Annotated in this window: 15 protein-coding genes; 10 read left to right on the forward strand and 5 right to left on the reverse strand. The window is 72.5% G+C overall.

The window, feature by feature from the left end:
• The first annotated feature begins 78 nt into the window (after positions 1-78).
• A complete protein-coding gene (locus ACGWYL_RS00925; RefSeq protein ID WP_395486177.1) occupies positions 79-1,779 on the forward strand; it encodes a sigma-70 family RNA polymerase sigma factor in 1,701 nt (566 codons plus the stop codon).
• A gap of 21 nt (positions 1,780-1,800) precedes the next feature.
• Here ACGWYL_RS00925 and ACGWYL_RS00930 read toward each other — a convergent pair whose 3' ends face one another.
• Positions 1,801-3,378: an FMN-binding glutamate synthase family protein gene (locus ACGWYL_RS00930; protein ID WP_179423683.1), complete on the reverse strand. Its 1,578-nt coding sequence runs from the start codon at positions 3,376-3,378 to the stop codon at positions 1,801-1,803.
• A gap of 9 nt (positions 3,379-3,387) precedes the next feature.
• Positions 3,388-3,888, reverse strand: coding sequence for a helix-turn-helix domain-containing protein (locus ACGWYL_RS00935; protein WP_179423681.1), 501 nt, complete (start codon positions 3,886-3,888; stop codon positions 3,388-3,390).
• Between the two features lie 54 nt (positions 3,889-3,942).
• Between ACGWYL_RS00935 and ACGWYL_RS00940 the strand changes: the two genes are divergently transcribed.
• The 4 genes from ACGWYL_RS00940 to ACGWYL_RS00955 are packed head-to-tail and all read left to right on the forward strand — an operon-like array spanning position 3,943 to position 8,773.
• Positions 3,943-5,304 carry an MFS transporter gene (locus tag ACGWYL_RS00940; protein ID WP_395486178.1) on the forward strand — a complete coding sequence of 454 codons (1,362 nt, stop codon included), beginning with the start codon at positions 3,943-3,945 and terminating at the stop codon, positions 5,302-5,304.
• On the forward strand, positions 5,301-6,080 hold the full coding sequence (locus tag ACGWYL_RS00945; protein WP_395486179.1) for an acyl-CoA thioesterase: 780 nt from the start codon (positions 5,301-5,303) through the stop codon (positions 6,078-6,080). The genes ACGWYL_RS00940 and ACGWYL_RS00945 overlap by 4 nt, the downstream gene beginning before the upstream one ends.
• Positions 6,081-6,108: 28 nt before the next feature.
• A complete protein-coding gene (locus ACGWYL_RS00950; protein ID WP_395486180.1) occupies positions 6,109-7,377 on the forward strand; it encodes a hypothetical protein in 1,269 nt (422 codons plus the stop codon).
• A 31-nt stretch (positions 7,378-7,408) separates the two neighbouring features.
• On the forward strand, positions 7,409-8,773 hold the full coding sequence (locus ACGWYL_RS00955; protein WP_395486181.1) for a pyridine nucleotide-disulfide oxidoreductase: 1,365 nt from the start codon (positions 7,409-7,411) through the stop codon (positions 8,771-8,773).
• Between the two features lie 2 nt (positions 8,774-8,775).
• Here the strand turns inward: ACGWYL_RS00955 and ACGWYL_RS00960 are convergent, their stop codons facing one another.
• Positions 8,776-9,345: an NADPH-dependent FMN reductase gene (locus tag ACGWYL_RS00960; protein WP_395486182.1), complete on the reverse strand. Its 570-nt coding sequence runs from the start codon at positions 9,343-9,345 to the stop codon at positions 8,776-8,778.
• Between the two features lie 121 nt (positions 9,346-9,466).
• On the opposite strand from ACGWYL_RS00960, the gene ACGWYL_RS00965 reads away from it, so the two are divergent.
• Positions 9,467-9,808 (forward strand): YciI family protein, encoded by a 342-nt coding sequence (locus ACGWYL_RS00965; protein WP_179423669.1) that lies wholly within the window; start codon positions 9,467-9,469, stop codon positions 9,806-9,808.
• Here the strand turns inward: ACGWYL_RS00965 and ACGWYL_RS00970 are convergent.
• Positions 9,789-10,967 carry a DUF6544 family protein gene (locus tag ACGWYL_RS00970; RefSeq protein ID WP_395486183.1) on the reverse strand — a complete coding sequence of 393 codons (1,179 nt, stop codon included), beginning with the start codon at positions 10,965-10,967 and terminating at the stop codon, positions 9,789-9,791. The two genes, ACGWYL_RS00965 and ACGWYL_RS00970, sit on opposite strands and share 20 nt — an antisense overlap.
• Positions 10,968-11,109: 142 nt before the next feature.
• Here ACGWYL_RS00970 and ACGWYL_RS00975 point away from each other — a divergent pair, with 142 nt between their 5' ends.
• The 4 genes from ACGWYL_RS00975 (at position 11,110) to ACGWYL_RS00990 (ending at position 13,770) form a co-directional block, all read left to right on the forward strand.
• On the forward strand, positions 11,110-11,943 hold the full coding sequence (locus ACGWYL_RS00975; protein ID WP_395486184.1) for a sigma-70 family RNA polymerase sigma factor: 834 nt from the start codon (positions 11,110-11,112) through the stop codon (positions 11,941-11,943).
• Positions 11,944-12,007: 64 nt separating this feature from the next.
• Positions 12,008-12,244 (forward strand): DUF1059 domain-containing protein, encoded by a 237-nt coding sequence (locus ACGWYL_RS00980; protein WP_179423665.1) that lies wholly within the window; start codon positions 12,008-12,010, stop codon positions 12,242-12,244.
• Positions 12,245-12,353: 109 nt separating this feature from the next.
• Positions 12,354-13,112, forward strand: coding sequence for a glycoside hydrolase family 16 protein (locus ACGWYL_RS00985; protein WP_395486185.1), 759 nt, complete (start codon positions 12,354-12,356; stop codon positions 13,110-13,112).
• 67 nt (positions 13,113-13,179) lie between these two features.
• Positions 13,180-13,770, forward strand: coding sequence for a hypothetical protein (locus ACGWYL_RS00990; RefSeq protein WP_179423661.1), 591 nt, complete (start codon positions 13,180-13,182; stop codon positions 13,768-13,770).
• Positions 13,771-13,795: 25 nt separating this feature from the next.
• On the opposite strand, the gene ACGWYL_RS00995 is transcribed toward ACGWYL_RS00990, so the two are convergent.
• Positions 13,796-14,401 (reverse strand): MerR family transcriptional regulator, encoded by a 606-nt coding sequence (locus tag ACGWYL_RS00995; protein WP_395486186.1) that lies wholly within the window; start codon positions 14,399-14,401, stop codon positions 13,796-13,798.
• Positions 14,402-14,474 lie beyond the last annotated feature (73 nt).

The following is a 14,474-nucleotide window of genomic DNA, read 5'->3' on the forward strand; positions in this document are numbered from 1 at the left end:
ACCCTTGTTCCGGATGGTGAAGTAACGTGACGCGCGAATGGGAGGAGAGCGGGGTCGACGGGACCCGCTCACGAGGCGATGACGGAACTGGAGACGCACGCCGCGATCCCTGACGCCGAGCTGGTGGCAGGGGTGCGGTCCGGCGACGATCAGTCGATGGCGGAGCTCTACGCACGCCACCACCCCGACGCCCTGCGGGTCGCCCGCATCGTCAGCCGCGACACCGACGCCGACGACCTCGCCGCCGAGGCCTTCGCCCGCGTGGTCACCCGGATCGCCGACGGCGGCGGCCCCACCAGTGGGTTCCGCGCCTACCTGCACACCGTCATCCGCAACCTCAACCTCGAGCGCCGCCGCCGGGCCGGCCGCGAGCAGGCCGCGTCCGACAAGCCGTGGCTGCTGGACGCCGTGGACGAGACGGAGCCCGAGCCCTTCGAGGCCGAGGTCGACGCCGACCGAGCCGCCCGCGCACTGCGCTCGCTGCCCGAGACCTGGCAGAAGCTGCTGTGGCGCCTCGACGTCCAGGGCAGCAAGCCGGCCGAGGTCGCGCGCGAGCTCGAGGTGCCCGTCACCACCGTGTCCAGCACGGTCTACCGGGCCCGCGAGGGCCTGCGCGTGGCCTACCTCGACCAGCACGTGCCCCCCGCCGACGACGACCGCTGCGAGTGGACGCGGGCCCGGCTCAGCCGGCTCGCCCGCGGCAGCCTCACCTCGCGCCTCACCGCCAAGGTCCACCAGCACCTGAGCGAGTGCGCCGACTGCTCCGCCCTCTACGACGACCTGCACCGCCTCAACACGAAGCTGGGCGCCGTCGTCTGGCCGCTCGTGCTCGCGGGCGGCGTGTCCGCCGGCGCGTTCCCGTGGTCGGCCCCGGCGACAGGTGTCGTCACCCCCCACGGCTCGGGTTCGTCGGGCTCGGGCGGTGGCGGGGCGTCCGGTGGCGCCGGCTCGGCCGGCGCGGCGGGTTCGGCCGCGGCCTCCGGAGGCGTCCTCGCGGCCGTGCCCGCGATCGCCGTGGCCGTGGGAGTCGTCGCCGCCGTGGCCGCGGGGGTGGTCCACCTCGCGAACGACCGTGCGGAGCTGCCCGTCGACGTGGCCGCTCCCCTGCTCGCGCCCGCCGTGGAGGCCGACCCCCTGCCGGCGGAGACTCCCGCGCCCGACGACGCGGCGACGCTGCTGTCCTCGCCCCTGATCGTGACCGATGCGCCCACCGACCCGGCGCCCACGGACGTGACGCCGGTCGACGACCCTCCGCCGGCGCCCACGCCAACGCCCGACCCGGAGCCCGTCACCGACCCGGATCCGACGCCGACCCCGACACCCACGCCCACCCCGAAGCCCACCCCCGAGCCGACACCCGAGCCGACCCCGGAGCCGACACCCGAGCCGACCCCGGAGCCCGTGGACCTCGGCGTGGGTGACCCGACGCTCGTCCAGACCGGCGACGAGACGTCCTGGGAGCTGACCGTGCCGATCCTCGCGACGGAGGGCGCCGCCGCGGCGCCGTTCACCCTCGCGGTCGACCTCACCATGAACCAGGTCACGGGATTCGTCGCGCGGCGCTCCCCCGGGTGGGACTGCGGGCCGATCGAGGCCGGCGACTCGAGCGGCAACCCGTACTTTTTCCTCCAGGTGCGCTGCCAGTACCCCTACCAGCCCGGCCAGGACGTGACCCCGCTGCAGCTGGCGCTGATGGCGGCGTCACCGTCGGGGACCGTCACCGTCTCGGGCGAGGGCAACGCCGATCCCGACTCCTCGTCGAACACGCGCACCTTCTGATCGCGGCCCGGAGAGTGGCGCTCAGCGCTTCCCGTCCTCGTCATCGTGCTGGCCCTCGCCGAGCGACGCCATGACGTCGAGCAGCTCGTCCTGGAGGCCTTGGCCCAGCTCGCCCCAGCCGGGCTCGTAGCCGTAGAGCGCGCGCAGGGACTCGGCCGAGCGCTGCCCGTCGAGGATGTCGATGTCGTCGGCGTTCATGAGGCCGGGGTGCACGACGCCGACCGCCTCGGAGACCTTCAGCAGGTCGCGGCGCAGCGACAGGACGTAGCTCGCCAGCCGCTCCTTCTTCAGGGTGGGGTCGAGGCCGCGCGTGTACCGCGGATTCTGCGTCGCGACGCCCACCGGGCAGTGGTCGGTGTGGCACTTCTGCGCCTGGATGCAGCCGATGGAGAGCATGGCCTCACGGCCGACGTTGACCATGTCCGCGCCGAGCGCGAACGCGACCAGCGCGTTCTCGGTGAGGCCCAGCTTCCCGGCGCCGATGAACGTGAGGTCATCGGTCAACCCGGCCTCGGCGAAGCGCTTGTAGACCTCGGTGAACGCGATGCGGAACGGGTAGGCCACCGAGTCGGCGAAGATCATCGGCGCCGCGCCCGTGCCGCCCTCGCCGCCGTCGACGTTCACGAAGTCGACGCCGCGCTGCCGCGGCTCCATCCGCTCGACGAGCTCGTCCCAGAACGTCATGTTGCCGACGGCGGACTTGATGCCGACCGGCAGCCCGGTGGCCTCGGCGACGGTCTCGACGAAGTCCAGCATCGAGTCGACGTCGTCGAAGGCGGTGTGGCGGCTGGGCGAGGCGCAGTCGACGCCCTCGGGGATGCCGCGGATGCCGGCGATCGTGCGGTCGACCTTCGCCGCCGGCAGCATGCCGCCGAGGCCGGGCTTCGCGCCCTGCGACAGCTTGATCTCGATGGCGCGCACGGGCGCGGACTGCACGAGGTCGACGAGGCGTCCGAGGTCGAAGCGGCCCTGCTCGTCGCGGCAGCCGAAGTAGGCGGTGCCGATCTGGAACACCAGGTCGCCGCCCTGCCGGTGGGCCGGCGCGATCGAGCCCTCCCCCGTGTTCTGCAGGCAGTCGGCGATCGCGGCGCCCGCGTTGAGCGCCGTGATGGCCGGCGCGGACAGCGCCCCGAAGCTCATGCCCGAGATGTTCACGACCGACGCCGGACGGAACGCGTGGCGCCGTCCGCGCGGACCTCCGAGCACCTTCGCCGAGGGCAGCGGCATCCCCTCGCCGCCGTGCGGGGCGGTGGTCGCCCCGGGGCCGGTGAACGTGCGGTGCTTGATGATCGGGTAGCCGACCACGCGCTCCACGTCGTTGTCCGTGCCGAACCCGAAGTAGTTGTTCTCGCCCTTCGCGCTGGCGTAGACCCAGCGCCGCTGGTCGCGCGAGAACGGGCGCTCCTCGTCGTTGCTCGTGACGATGTACTGGCGCAGCTCGGGACCGACCGTCTCGACCCAGTAGCGGAAGTGGCCGATGACCGGGAAGTTCCGCAGGATCGCGTGCTTCTTCTGCGTGAGGTCGTAGGCGACGACGCCTCCGAGCGCCGCGGCCGCCATGCCGGCGAGCTTCGCGCCCGCGCGAGTGCCTGGTTCCATCCCTCAGGTCTAGCCCCGTGGGACCCCGCTGTCGACTCGAGGCTCGGGGAGGAGTCCGCCGCCGGGGGCGCCGGGCCCGTGACGCAGCTCGAGGTCACGCCCGCGCAGGCGCTCGCCGCAGTGCGAGCAGGTCAGCTCGGCGTGCGCGACGTGCTCGCAGGAGGTGTGCACGAGCTCCACCGGAGCACCGTCGGGCGCGAGCCACTTGTCGCCCCACTGGCGCAGCATCGTGAGGGCGGTCCACAGCTCGCGGCCCTTCGGGGTCAGCACGTACTCGGACCGAGGCGGCCGCTGCGAGTACTCGACCTCCTCCAGCACGCCGTGCTCGACGAGGGTCTGCAGGCGGGCCGACAGGACGTTGCGCGCGATCCCGAGGCGCGACTGGAACTGCTCGAAGCGGGTCACACCCATGAGGGCGTCGCGCAGGATCAGAGGCGTCCACCACTCGCCGATCACCTCGAGGCTCTGGGCGATCGAACAGTTCATGTCGGAGAAGCTGCTGCGGCGCATGCCCCCAGCGTAGTCAGTTGCACCATGCAACGCACTAGGTCTAGTGTGCGTTTCGTGACGCAACTGACAGAACGTCCCACCTCGCCCCGCCTCGTCATGGCGGTCGTCGCGGTCGGCGTCCTCCTCTCCGGCTTCGACCTGTTCATCGTCAACGTCGCCCTCGGGGACATCGCGGTCGCGCTCGGCGTGAGCGACCTCGCCGACCTGTCGTGGATCCTCAACGCGTACGCGATCACCTTCGCCGCGCTGCTGGTGCCGGCCGGGCGGATCAGCGACCGCATCGGCGCCAAGCGCGGCTTCCTCGGTGGGCTGCTGCTGTTCACGGCCGCCTCCGCGGCCTGCGCCTTCGCCCCCGGCCTCGCCGGACTCGTCGCCTTCCGCGTCGTCCAGGCGGCCGGCGCGGCGCTGATGATCCCCTCGTCGCTGGGGCTCGTCCTCACCGCCTTCCCGCCCGAGGGCCGCCAGGGCGCCGTGCGACTGTGGGCCGGACTCGGCGGCATCGGCGCCGCCCTCGGACCCGTCGTCGGTGGCGTCCTGGTGCACGCCGACTGGCGGTGGGTCTTCCTCGTCAACATCCCCACCGGCCTCGTGGCGGCGTTCGTCGGCTGGCGCGTGCTGCCCGACGCACCGGGCGACCGGGGCCGGGCGCCCGGACTCGTCGGCGCGCTGCTCCTGACCGTCACCGTCGCGGCGCTCGTCCTCGTCCTGGTCAACGGGCCGGAGTGGGGCTGGACGTCAGGCCGCACCCTGGCGTTCGCCGCCGTCACGGTCGTCGGGCTCGCCCTCAACGTGGCCGCGGTGACCCGCGCGGCCGACCCGCTCGTCAGCCTCGACGTCCTGCGGGCGCCGCACTTCGCGTCGACGAGCCTCACCCTGCTCACGTTCCACGTCGCGTTCGGCGCGATGCTGCTGTCGATCGTGCTGTGGCTGCAGGAGGTCTGGGAGCTCTCGGCACTCGAGGCCGGCCTCGCGATCGCGCCGGGACCGCTGCTCGTGCCGTTCGTCGCGGTGTACGGGGGCCGGCTCGTGGCGGCGATCGGCCCGCGCGCCGTCATCGCGCTCGGCGGGGCGGTCTTCGCGGCAGGCGTGGCGTCGTGGGCGGTCCTCGCCGGCGCCTCCACCTCGTACGCCGCGACCGTCCTGCCCGGCATGCTGCTGACCGGCGTCGGCGTCGGCCTCGTCGTCCCGCCCTCGATGGCGCTCGGGACCAGCGAGCTGCCGCCCGACCGTCGTGGCACCGGCTCGGCCGTCCTGCAGACCGCCCGACAGGTCGGCATCGCCGTCGGCGTGGCGGTGCTGGTCGCCGTCCTCGGGGCGCAGTCCCCCGGCGCGGAGGCGTTCGAGGCCGCGTGGTGGACGACGGCGGTCTTCGCGCTCGCGTCCTCCGTCACCGTGATGGCAAGGGAGCCCCGATGACCATCACGACCTCGCCCGGCATCGCCGACGTGCTCTCGGGGGACGACCTCGACCTGCGGCCGTTCCACGGGTTCGGCGGACTCCAGGGCGGCATCGTCGCCGCCATCGCGCTGCGCGAGATGCGTGCCGTCGCCGGTCCGGGCCTCGTCCCGGTCGAGCTGACCGCGCACCTCGTCCGTCCTGTCGACGCGCGCCTCGGCGTGGCAGCCGAGGTGACGCACCGCGGCCGCGCCGTGACCGTCGTGTCGGCCACGGCCTCCTCCGGCTCACGCACGGCCGCCGTGGCCACCGCCGTGCTGGGCTCGACGCTCCGCGCCGGCGTGCCCACGACCCGCGTGCAGGCACCCGCGGTCGACCACCCGCTCGCCACCGCGCGCCCGTTCGTCGTGCCGCCGGAGTTCGTGCCGATCAGCACGCGCATCGAGATCCGTCCCGCCACCGATCCACTGCCGTTCTCGGCCTCGCCCGAGCCGAATCTGCGCGCGTGGATCCGGCTCGCGGAGGAGGTCGCGGACCCGTGGGAGCGCCTGCTCGTGCTGGCCGACGCACTCGCGCCGTCGCTCTCGGCGGTGATGACCGAGCTGCGCACGATGCCCACCGTGCGCACGACGGTGCGGTTCACGCCCGAGGTCGCCACGGAGGAGTTCTCGTGGGTGCTCGTCGACGCCGTGACCGTGGACGCCAGCGATGACGGCTGGCTCACCGAGAACATCACGATCTGGACGCCCGACGGGACTCCCCTGGCCACCTCGTCGCAGCTGCGGGCGGTCCGCTGAGAGCCCGTCCGGCACTAGGCTCGCGGGCGTGGCGACTCCCTCCTCCCTCGGCTTCGCGGCCGCGATCGGCGGTCTCGCCGGTGCCGCCCTGTCGGCCCGCCGCGGGGCCCGCTCGGTGGCGCTGTCCGCCCTCGCCGGGGCCGCCGGGCTCGCCGCGTCGGAGGCCGTCGCCCGCGCGCGCCAGCAGCCCGACGAGATCCCCGGACTCTGGCACCGCATCGTCGTGAGCGGTGCGCTGGCCGCGCCGCTCGGCTGGGCGGCCGAGCGGGCCGGTGCCGGTCCCGGCGCGATCGGCACGGCCGCGGGCGCCGCGGCGGGCGCGCTCGGCGTGCGACCGCAGAAAGTCCTCATGGGTCCGGTGGTCGGCGCGGGCGTCGGACTGGTCCTGAGGCGTGCGGGGTCGCCCGGTGCCGTGGTCGCCACGACCGCCGTCGTCGCCCAGCGCTGCCTCGCCAATCTGCTCTTCCGCGACGCGCAGGTGACCTTGCTGGCCGAGCGTGCGCGCACCGCCGACCTGCCGTTCGTGGTCGCCCGCCGGTCGCGCTCGCGCTACATCGGCACGGGCTACGTGCGCGAGCTGGCCGAGGAGCTCGGCGGGACGTACACCGCGGATCGTCGCGACACCGGCATCGTGGCGAGCCTCGACACCTTGGCCGGCCCCGGGTTCGACCCGGCCGTCGTCCACCCGCTGGTGCGCGAGTTCTACGAGCACACCACGGAGTTCGCGCTCGACATCGTGCCCCGGTGGCGGGCCTGGGTCCGGCCCGGCTACCTCCTGTACCGGTCCGCCGTGGCGCAACCGCTCGGCCAGGCGATCATGCCGATGAACCAGCGCGAGGCGCAGCGCGGCGTCCGCAGCCGGATCGACACGATCAGCGGCGTCGACGGCGCCGTGTCCGTGCGCGGCTGGATCCGATCGTTCGCCGATGACGACCGGCCGATCATGCTCGGGATCTACACGACCTACGTCAACGACGGTCGCGGCTACGTCAGCGTGGGGTTCCCCCTGCCGGAGGGCAGCTTCACCGCCACCCTGCGCCCGAGGGCGCGACGCGATGGCGGCCTCACCCTGAGCAGCCGCGTCGAGGACGGCCAGGCCGGGCACTACCTCTCCTACGTCGACACCGAGGCGGACGAGCTGACCACCCTCGCCGTGCCGGGCTTCGAGGAGCAGCTCGACGTGTTCGTCGAGGACGGCGCCCTGCGCGCCGAGCACGCCTTCCGGATCTTCGGCTTCCCGTTCCTCACGCTCGACTACCGCATCACGCGAAAGAACCCCGCTCCGAGCGGCCATTGACCGAGGCCCGGACGAGGCGCACCGTGGAGGCGTGGCTCGCACGCTCGAGGCCGACTACCTCGTGGTGGGCGTCGGCGCCATGGGGATGGCCTTCACCGACGCCCTGGTCGACCACGCCGACGCCCGGGTCGCCCTCGTCGACCGCCGTCACGGCGTCGGCGGGCACTGGCTCGAGGCCTACCCGTTCGTCCGCCTGCACCAGGCCTCCGCGTTCTACGGCGTCGCGTCGACGCTGCTCGGCGGCGGGCAGCTCCAGCAGCACGGACCCGAGGCCGGCCTCCAGGAGCGCGCCACACGGACCGAGATCTGCCGGTACTACGAGCAGGTCCTCGCCCGGCTGCTGGAGACGGGACGGGTCGAGCTGATCACCAGCAGCGAGTACGCCGACGGCGCCGTGGTCTCGCGCGTCTCGGGACGACGCACCGAGGTGCCGGGCGGCTGCCGGGTCGTCGACGCCCGCTACCTCGCGCCGAGCATCCCCGCCGAGACGCCACCACCCTTCGAGGTCCTCGACGGCGTTCGAGTCGTGCCGGTCAACGCGCTCCCCCGCCTGGAGGACGTGCCCGACGAGCTCGTCGTGGTGGGAGCGGGCAAGACCGCCACGGATGCCTGCATCTGGCTGCTCGCGCAGGGCGTCGATCCCGACCGGATCACGTGGGTGCGTGCCCGCGAGCCCTGGATGTTCAACCGTGCCGTGATCCAGCCGGACCCGGCGATCTTCCTGGGCATGGTGGCCGACCTGATGGAGTCGGCACGGGTGGCCGAGTCCCTCGACGACCTCTTCCTGAGGCTCGAGGATCACGGCATCATGCTGCGGATCGACCGCTCGAGAGTGCCGACGATGGCGAAGGCACCGACGCTGGCCACCTGGGAGCTCGAGCAGCTGCGCACCGTGGAGAACGTGGTCCGTCACGGTCACCTCGTGGCGGTCGCGCCCGGCGAGCTGAGGTTCGCCGACGCCACGGTCGCGGTGGACCGTGACGCCGTCGTCGTGCACTGCGCGGCCGATGGACTGAAGTACCCGCCGCTCGTGCCCATCTGGGGCCCGCGCGAGATCACTCTCCAGCCCATCCGGGCCGGCTTCCCGTGCTTCGGCGCCGCCCTCGCGGGCTACGTGGAGGCGACCCGCGACGACGATGCGGAGAAGAACCGCCTGTGCCCGCCCACGCCGTACGGCGATTCGCTCGCCGCGTGGGTGCGGATGACCGTCCTGGGCACGCGCGCCGCCGCGTCGGCGACCTCCGCCCCCGACGTGAAGGCGTGGGCGAACGACGTACCGCTGAACCCGACGCGGATCCCCGCCGGGTACCCCGCCTCACCCGCTCTCGACGACGCGCGGGAGCGGATCGCGACGCACACCGTGCCGGCCATCGAGCGGCTGCTGCAGCTGGCCTGACGCTACGAGCGCGGCAGCACCGTCAGCACGCGCGCGACGTGGTCGGCGAACTCCTGCATGAAGTCCTTCAGGAACGCCGCCGTGGACTCGCTCGTCACCTCGCCATCGTCCTGGATGAGCCCCGGCGGAGCGGTGATGTACGCCTCCGGCGCGGTCATCTGACGGGCGTTGCAGAAGCTCAGCACCGAGCGCAGGCTCTGCTGGCCCACGGCCGTGCCGATCTGGCCCGGCGAGGCGCCGATGACCGCGGCCGGCACGTGGTCGAACGAGTTCTGGCCCCAGGGCCGCGAGGCCCAGTCGATGGCGTTCTTGAGCGCGCCGGGGATCGAGCGGTTGTACTCCGGCGACACGAACAGCACGGCATCCGAGGAGGCGATGGCGTCCTTGAGCGCCTGGGGCTCCGGCGGGTACGCGCTGTCGAAGTCGGGACTGTAGAGCGGAAGGTTGCCGATCGGCAGCTCGGTGAACTCCAGGCTCTCCGGCGCGAGCCGGATGAGCGCCCGGCTCAGCACCCGGTTGAGCGAGGTCGAGGAGAGGCTGCCGACGAAGTAGCCGACGCGGTACTGGGACATGGATCCTCCTGCGGGCTTTTCCTCAGGCTCGCACGCGCGACACGCTTCCGACACCCCGGAAGCCCGCCGCGGGTCCACAATGGCCAGTAAGGCCCCCGAGGCTGCCGAAAGGAAGCGTGAGATGACGAAGTATCTGATCTCGTTCACCGAAGGCGCGATGGACGTGTCCGAGGAGGAGCTGCCGGAGGTGGTCCGCGCCGCCCACGCGGTGGTCGCCGAGGCCAAGGACGCGGGCGTGTGGATCCTGGGCGGGGGGCTGAGGCATCACGACGAGACGACCATCGTCACGCCCGAGCGCAAGATCATCGACGGCCCCGAGCCCGGGGTCAACGGAGCGATCGCCGGGTTTGCCCTGATCCAGGTGCCCACCTACGAGGAGGCCCTGGAGTGGGCCGCGGAGTTCGCGGCCGCGTGCCGCTGCGACCAGGAGGTCCGCGAGTTCCTCACCGAGTCGCATCGCTAGGCGTCGACGCGCGCGTGCGGAGCCGAGGCTCGCCGGTGCGGTGCATCTCGCCGAGGTCGTGCGTGATGTCGTCGAACTCGATCTCGACGTAGGTGAACCAGCCCTTCGGGTCCTGCCAGCGGCCGACCCCCGAGGTGATGACGTGGCGCCCGTCGGCCGCCGTGTGGCCCGCGAGCGGGGTCGACCAGGCCTGGCGGTCGAACGACCTCCCGTCGGCCGAGGCGCGGAACCGGTCGTGCGAGACGAAGTTGACGAGGCGGTCGCCGTCGAAGGTGAGAGTCGCCTCGACCTTCCGGCCTCCGTTCGTGAACACGCCGCGGACCTGCCGGTCGTCGAGCGCCGTCCACTCGATCGGCGCGCCGACGATCGCCCCGGGGGCCAGCACGACGAGGTCGTTGAAGACCGTGACGGTCTCGCCCTGGTCCATCTCGGGTCCGGCCGCGTCGACGACCGTGGACACCGAGAGCACCTTCGCGCACATCGAGGCGGTGGCGCCGGCGTACGCGTGCAGCACCAGCACGGGCAGCCCGGCGCGGCTCGTCTCCAGCAGGAAGAACCGCCGCGGGTCGGCGCCGAACGTGTTGACCTGCTTGCCCGTGATCGACATCCACGCGGCGTCGGGGCCACTGCGGATCCGGCCGTGGAAGTCGGCGCGGACGCTCGTGGGCCGCGGCCGGCCGACCGCGCCCGACGCCCGGACATAGGCCGCGATCCGTGCCGGGAGGTCGCGCAGGTCCTCCTCGGTCACGACCCGCGCGTCCGTCCCGACCGCCTCGAGCGCGTCGTCGACGTGTCGGTGCCACTGCGCGTGCAGGCTGAAGGGCCCGCGCAGCAGGAACGAGTAGACGGCGACCAGCAGCAGGAAGACGTTCACGACCGTCCCGCCGCTCGACACGTCCCACGAGGTGAGGATCGCGGCCTGCGAGACGAGTGCCGCGACCACGGCGAGCAGCCACCAGCCGACCACCCGTCCGAGGGCGGCGAACAGTGCGGTGACGAGCAGCAGGATCGCCGCGGCGAGCCACAGCAGGCCGAGCCCGTTCGACGGCTCCAGGGTCGGGTCGTCGGCCCAGCCGAACCGCTCGGCGGCGCCCAGGAGATGGATCAGGCCGTGCACGGTCACGATGATCACCACGGCCCAGCGAAGGAGATTCGTCATCGTGATCAGCTCCTGCTCCCACTGTGCTCCCGAACGGGCTCACTCGCACATGGTCCGCGCGGATGACCGATTCCCCGGTTGTCACACTCGGGCCGCGCCGAACGTCGAGGGAGTGACCGACGAACGTGGAAGGGTGATCACCGTGGACCAGGACGAGCAGTTCGAGGCGGAGCGACCGCGGCTCGTGTCGATCGCGAGCCGCGTGCTCGGGGACCCGGCCGAGGCGGAGGACATCGTGCAGCAGGCGTGGCTGCGACTGCACGGGACCGAGACCGAGATCGACAACCTGCCGGCCTGGCTGACCACGGTCACCACGCGGCTGTGCCTCGACCGGCTCCGGTCCCGCACGCCGCAGCCGGTGGACGACCTCGACCCCGGCGAGACCGTGGACGACCCCGCCGACGACGTGGCGCTGGCCGACACGGTCGGCATCGCGCTGAGCGTCGTGCTCGACCGGCTGACGCCGGGCGAGCGCGTCGCGTTCGTGCTGCACGACTCGTTCGGCTTCGAGTTCCCCACGATCGCGCAGCTGCTCGACACGACGCCGGCCGCGGCGCGCAAGCTCGCCTCGCGGGCCCGCGCGAAGGTCCGGCAGCCGGCGGCCGAGGACGCCCTCGCTGACTGGGAGGTCGTGGACGCGTTCATGGCGGCGGCGAAGAACGGCGAGTTCGACCGGCTGCTGCAGCTGCTGGCTCCCGACGCCGTCGTCACGGCGGACGACGCGGCGATCCTCGTCGGCACCCCCGAGCGGATCGAGGGACGCGGCGACGTGGCGGCGTTCTTCAACGGCAGCGCCCACGCAGCGCTCCCCGTGTTCGTCGAGGACCGGCCCGGCACCGCCTGGTTCCACCTCGGCGACGCGAAGGTCGTCTTCGACTTCACCGTGGCCGACGGCCTCGTGCGGGGCATCACGTTCCGCGCCGCACCCGAGGTGCTCGAGCAGGTCGTGCGCCGCGACGGCGCCGATCCGCGCTGAATGGTCACACTCGCGCCCTCCCGATCGTCAGACGAGTAGAAGAACCGCTTCGAAGGAGAACACCATGAAGACCATGACGTGCCGCGAGCTCGGCGGCCCCTGCGACCTCGAGCACCGCGGCGAGACGGCCGACGACGTCATCCAGGCCCAGGACAAGCACCTCAAGGACGCCGAGAAGTCCGGCGACGCCATCCACCAGGCAGCGCGCGACGCCATGAAGGGTCGCTGGCGCCACCCCAAGAAGTCCCTCGGCTGGTACAACGACATGAAGAAGGCGTTCGCCGACAAGCCCGAGGACTGACGCCGCACCGCCCTGCGGGGGACGGATCCTTCCTGCCTTCGGGTCGCTCCGGCGACATCTGGGTACCAGGATCCGTCCCCCTCGGCGCGTCCCCGGGGCACCATGAGGCATGGCCACGCGCTTCGACGACCACTTCGACGACTCGGACCTCGACCGCTCGGTGTGGCTGCCGCACTACCTCCCGGCCTGGAGCTCGCTCGACGCCACCGCCGCGGACTACTCGGTGGCCGACTCCTGCCTGACCCTGCGGATCGGCCCGGGCCAGGGCGTCTGGTGCGAGGGCGACCACGAGCCGCCGCTGCGGGTCTCGGGCGTGCAGAGCGGCAACCACTCCGGACCGGTCGGCAGCACGCAGGGTCAGCAGCCTTTCCGGCCCGGCCTCCGGGTCCGCGAGAAGCAGTCCGAGCACTGGGGCTGGACCCCGCGGCTGACCGGACTCGAGATCACCGCGCGCATGGACCTCTCCCCTCGGTCGATGGCGTCGTGCTGGCTGGTGGGCCGCGAGGTCGACCCGCGCGAGTGCGCCGAGATCTGCGTGTTCGAGGTCTTCGGCGACACGATCGTCGCCGGCGAGTCGGCTGAGGTCGGCGCCGGACTCCACGCGTTCCGCGACCCGGTAGCCCCCGAGGACTTCGCCACCTCACGGGTGCCGATCGACGTGAGCCGCTTCCACACCTACGGCCTGGAATGGACGCCCGACGAGGTCAGCTTCTCGGTCGACGGTCGCCTCCTGCGCACCTGCCCGACCCCGCCGCGCTACCCGATGCAGGTCATGCTCGCGGTGTTCGACTTCCCCGAGCGCGGCGGCCCCGATGAGGCCGCCCACGTGCCCAACCTCGTCGTCGACCGCATCCGTGAGATTCCGTGAGAGATCCGTCCGTACCGACGCAACGGAACTGCTGGCGAGCGGGTTCGTGCAGGTCTACCGTGGCCTGATGCGACGCACTTGGGGGATCCTGCTGCTCGTCCTCGCGCTGAGCGCGACCGCCGCGCCCGCCGTGGCGCAGACGAAGACCACGAGGGACCCCCGCGGCGGCGGATCGAGCCTGCTCGACATCCACCGCGTGAAGGTCACGAACAACGCCAAGGGCGTGCGGATCACGGTCACGATCGACCCTGTCGACTGGGTGACCTCCAGTCCACTGGGCGACTTCCGGATGCTCATCGACACCAAGAAGGGTGGCGGCGCCGAGTTTGCGGAGGCCTTCGGGATGCCGGGCGACGGCGGGTTCTCCGCGCGCCACGGCTCGAAGCGGTTCAAGAAGAGCTGGCGCACCTACCCGTCGGTGGGCCGGTGCGGCAGGACCGTCGCCGAGAGCTGGGACGTCCAGAAGGGCGTCATCACCGTCCACATCCGCCCGAAGAAGGGCTGCCTGTACCACCCGAAGCTGGTCCGTGTGAACGTCCGCACGCAGCAGAGCGGCTACTACGAGGGCACCACGTTCCATCCCAACGACCCGCCGCTCGTCGACCACCTGCCGGCCAGCGGCGCGTACACCCCGTGGGTCCGTTACACCCGGAGGTGACCGCGCGGGACTGCACCGTCCCGGACTAGCCGCGGCCAGAGACGACCTCATGCGCCATGCGTCGCAGCGTGGTGAGCACGGGCTCGTAGAGCAGCGTGCCGACCACCAGCCGCTCGGCCGCGACGATGGGGTCGGCCTCGGCCACGACGCGCGGGACGTCGACGGCGGCCACGGACTCGGCCGCCCGGAGGTAGGCGTCGAGGACCTCGTCCGTAGCGGGGAAGTCGAGCTGCTCCAGCGTGTCGAGGGCGGCGGCGAGCATGCGGCGGTGAGGGCTCTGCGCCTCCAGGTGCCAGTCATGCCGCGCGAGGAGGGCGTCGACCTGCTCGCGCGAGTCGTCCGAGGGGTTCTCGGCGACGGGCGTCGAGAGCGGCCACTGGGCGATCCCGCGGGCCTCGTGCTCGGAGGCCGACGCGTCGAGCGCCGCGACGACCGCCCGCACCTCGTCGAGGGCGAGTCCGGCGACCTCCGTCAGGGCGCGGACCAGCCGCAGCCGGCGCAGGTGCGACTCGTCGTAGCGGGCCCACGTGGCGCCCTCGGTCTCGCCCGGAGGGACCAGGCCGGCGCGCAGGTAGTACTTGATCGTCGCGGTCGGCAGGCCGCTGCGGGCGGAGAGCTCGGCGAGGCGCATGGGGACATCTTGACAGATCGGATAGTCCAGGTCTCCAATAAATGGGATAGTTCCACTATCCGAACATTGGAGC

It is taken from the genome of Aeromicrobium sp. JJY06, from assembly GCF_044069275.1.
GTDB lineage: Bacteria > Actinomycetota > Actinomycetes > Propionibacteriales > Nocardioidaceae > Aeromicrobium > Aeromicrobium tamlense.